Source organism: Pseudomonas sp. PS01299, from assembly GCF_029960145.1.
GTDB classification, from domain to species: Bacteria; Pseudomonadota; Gammaproteobacteria; order Pseudomonadales; family Pseudomonadaceae; genus Aquipseudomonas; species Aquipseudomonas putida_A.
On the sequence record NZ_JASCPO010000390.1, the window covers coordinates 1 to 3,168 of the forward strand.

Annotated in this window: 4 protein-coding genes; 3 read left to right on the top strand and 1 reads right to left on the bottom strand. The window is 62.1% G+C overall.

Annotated elements, in window-relative coordinates:
• Positions 1-219, bottom strand: a 219-nt coding sequence (locus tag QMX91_RS30095) for a hypothetical protein (RefSeq protein WP_282413831.1), incomplete at its 3' end; no start/stop codon positions are given.
• 30 nt (positions 220-249) lie between these two features.
• Between QMX91_RS30095 and QMX91_RS30100 the strand changes: the two genes are divergently transcribed.
• The 3 genes from QMX91_RS30100 to QMX91_RS30110 all read left to right on the top strand — a co-directional run bounded on the left by QMX91_RS30100 (position 250) and on the right by QMX91_RS30110 (position 3,072).
• Positions 250-1,311 carry a Gfo/Idh/MocA family oxidoreductase gene (locus QMX91_RS30100; RefSeq protein ID WP_282413832.1) on the top strand — a complete coding sequence of 354 codons (1,062 nt, stop codon included), beginning with the start codon at positions 250-252 and terminating at the stop codon, positions 1,309-1,311.
• Between the two features lie 2 nt (positions 1,312-1,313).
• Positions 1,314-2,129 (top strand): sugar phosphate isomerase/epimerase, encoded by an 816-nt coding sequence (locus tag QMX91_RS30105; protein ID WP_098965737.1) that lies wholly within the window; start codon positions 1,314-1,316, stop codon positions 2,127-2,129.
• A gap of 64 nt (positions 2,130-2,193) precedes the next feature.
• Positions 2,194-3,072 (top strand): DMT family transporter, encoded by an 879-nt coding sequence (locus QMX91_RS30110; RefSeq protein ID WP_103367270.1) that lies wholly within the window; start codon positions 2,194-2,196, stop codon positions 3,070-3,072.
• The last annotated feature ends 96 nt before the right edge of the window (positions 3,073-3,168 follow it).

A 3,168-nucleotide genomic window follows, 5' to 3' on the forward strand; every position in this document is an offset into this window, starting at 1 on the left:
CCGGGCGTCTGAGTTGTTCGCCTGACTCGCACCGATCCCTGTAGGAGCTGCCGCAGGCTGCGATCTTTTGGTCTTGAAAATCAAAGTCAAAAGATCGCAGCCTGCGGCAGCTCCTACAGGTTGAGCGTCAAGTACAAAGTTGTGCGGTGTTCGCACGGTTTTCCCATCACTGGGTGTTTGATTGTGGAACGCGGTTCTAAATTGTTGCTGGAGTGACATTTCCAACAACAATCACAAAAGGATCGCGCCTTGACTCTCCCTCTCCGTATCGCCCCGATCGGCGCTGGCAACATGGGCCAGCAGCATTACCAGCACCTGCAAACCCTCGAAGAAGCCCGGTTGTGCGCAGTGGCCGATCCCGGCCCGCAGGCTCCCGCGCTGGCGGCGCAGTGGGGCGTGGCGTATTTCGCCGATCACCGGCAGATGCTGGAGCAGGCGCGGCCAGACGCGGTGATCGTGGCCAATCCGAATAACCAGCACGTCAGCACGGCGCTGGATTGCCTCGCCGCCGGGGTTGCGGTGCTGCTGGAGAAACCGGTGGGCGTGCATCTGGATGAGGCACGCGAACTGGTGGCGGCAGTCAAACGCAGTGGTGTGCCGGTGCTGGTCGGCCATCATCGGCGGCACAATCCGTTGATCGTGCGTGCCCACCAATTGCTGCGCAGCGGCGCGCTCGGGCGGCTGACCACGGTTACTGCACTGTTCCAGTTACGCAAACCCGACCGATATTTCGAGGTTCCGTGGCGCCGAGAACCGGGCGCGGGCCTGTTGCTGACCAACCTGATTCACGACCTCGATCTGCTGCGTCACCTGTGCGGTGAAGTGCAGGCGGTGCAGGCCGTCACCGACAACGCGGTGCGGGGTTTTGCCAACGAAGACAGCGTCGCGGTGTTACTGCAATTTGCCGGCGGTGCACTGGGCACGCTGAGCGGTTCCGATGCGGTCGCCGCGCCGTGGAGCTGGGAGCTGAATTCCGGAGAGAACCCGGCCTACCCGCGTCAGGTCGATCAGCCGTGTTATCTGCTGGCGGGCACCGCCGGGGCGCTGAGCATTCCGCAACTCAAGTGCTGGCATTACGCTGCCGATCAAGTCGATGCCGGCTGGCACGAACCGCTGATTGCGCAGCAAGAACGGTGTGAGGCAGGGGACGCGTTGCGGTTGCAGCTGCAACATTTTGTGCAGGTCGCGCGGCGTGAGGTCGAACCCTTGGTCAGTGCCGCCGATGCCGCGCGAACCCTGGCGCTGGTCGAGGCGATTCGCGAGGCGGCGGCCAGCGGCCGTGCCTGTTCCCCGGCAGCGGTCGAGGCTTGAGCATGAACGAACGAATCCTGTCTCTGGCCAGTCTCACCGTACTCGAGTTGTCACCGCCGCAAATGGTCGAGGTGGCGGCGCGTGCCGGTTACAGCCATGTCGGCCTGCGCCTGGAGCCGGCGACGCCGGAGGAATATCACTTTCCATTGGTGGCCGATGGCGGATTACGGCGTCAGACGTTGGCGCGTTTGCGCGACACTGGCATCGCGGTGCTCGATGTGGAAATCCTGCGTCTGAAACCGCAAACCGTGGTCGCCGATTTCGACAAGCTGCTGGCCGTCGGCGCGGAGTTCGGCGCCAGTGAATTACTGGTCGCCGGCAATGATCCTGACGAGCAACGGCTCACCGACAACTTTGCCGCCCTATGTGATCTGGCGGCGCCTTACGGCTTGCATCCGCATCTGGAGTTCATGCCCTGGACCGATGCGTGCAACCTCGAACAGGCGTTGCGCATCGTTGCCAATGCCGACCGGGAAAACGCCGCGGTGCTGGTCGATGCCTTTCATTTCGATCGCTCCGGCTCACGACTGGAGGATCTGGCCAGCGTTGCGCCCGTGCGCCTGCGTTATGCGCAATTGTGTGATGTGGCGGGACCGAGACCGGCGGACATGGCCGAGATCTTGCGTCAGGCTCGCAACGAACGGCGGTTTCCCGGCGAGGGCGATTGTGACCTGCACGGTTTGTTGCGCAGTCTGCCAGCTAATATTCCCCTGAGCCTGGAGATCCCCACGGTAAAACTGCTGGAGCAGGGCGTAAGCGGATTGCAACGAGCGCAGATGGCGCTCGACAGGACGCGGGAATTGTTGGCGCAGTTATAAGTCAGTTTTTGTGGCGGGGCGCCAGCGTCCTCGCCACTGTTTATTTTTCCTTCAGAGATATCCAATGACCGTCAGCACCCCGCTCTCCGGTGTCAACCAACCCTTCAAGGGGATCTTGCTGATTGTCGTGGCGACTTTCCTGTTCTCCAGCCACGATGCGCTGTCGAAATACCTCTCGGGTTTCTACCCGATCATCATGGTGGTATGGGCGCGGTATCTGGTGCACACCTTGCTGATGGCGGGGATTTTCCTGCCGCAGTCGGGGTTGCGTGTACTGCGCACCAAACGACCGCTATGGCAGTTGGCGCGGGCGCTGTGCCTGCTCGGCACCAGTCTGTTTTTCACCACGGCGCTGCTGTACATCCCGCTGGCCGAGGCCACCGCGGTCAACTTTCTCGCGCCGGTGCTGGTGACGGCGCTGTCAGTGCCGTTGCTCAAGGAACGGGTGACGCGCGGGCAGTGGATCGCGGTGATCTGCGGTTTTATCGGGGTGCTGATCATCGTCCATCCGGGAGGCGAGTTGTTCACCCCGGCGGTGCTGCTGCCATTCTGCTCGGCGTTGTTTTTCTGCTTCTATCAACTGCTGACGCGCAAGCTCAGTGAGGTCGACAGCCCGACCACCAGCAACTTCTTCGCTGGTCTGTGCAACACGCTGGTGATGAGTGCGCTGGTGCCGTTCTTCTGGCAGGTGCCGACCTTGTCACACGCCGTGTTGATGCTGGCGCTGGGCAGTTGCGGGATGACCGCGCACCTGTTTCTGACCCAGGCGTTCCGCCATGCCGCGCCGGCATTGCTGGCGCCGTTCGGCTACTGCCAGATCGTGTTTGCCGGGTTGTTGGGGTGGGTGGTGTTCAATCACACGCCGAGTCTGTTGACGGTGATCGGGATTGCGGTGATCTGCTGCAGCGGCCTGGCGGCGGCGTGGCAGCAGAGCCGCAGATGAGAGAGATAAATAACCCTGTGGGAGCGGGCTTGCTCGCGAAGGCGGTGGATCAGTCGACATCTTCAGTGACTGACTAAATGCTTTCGCGAGCAAGCC

Coding starts and splice junctions, on each gene's coding strand:
- QMX91_RS30105 (WP_098965737.1), top strand. CDS start 1,314: ATGAACGAACGAATCCTGTCTCTGGCCAGTCTCACCGTACTCGAGTTG.
- QMX91_RS30110 (WP_103367270.1), top strand. CDS start 2,194: ATGACCGTCAGCACCCCGCTCTCCGGTGTCAACCAACCCTTCAAGGGG.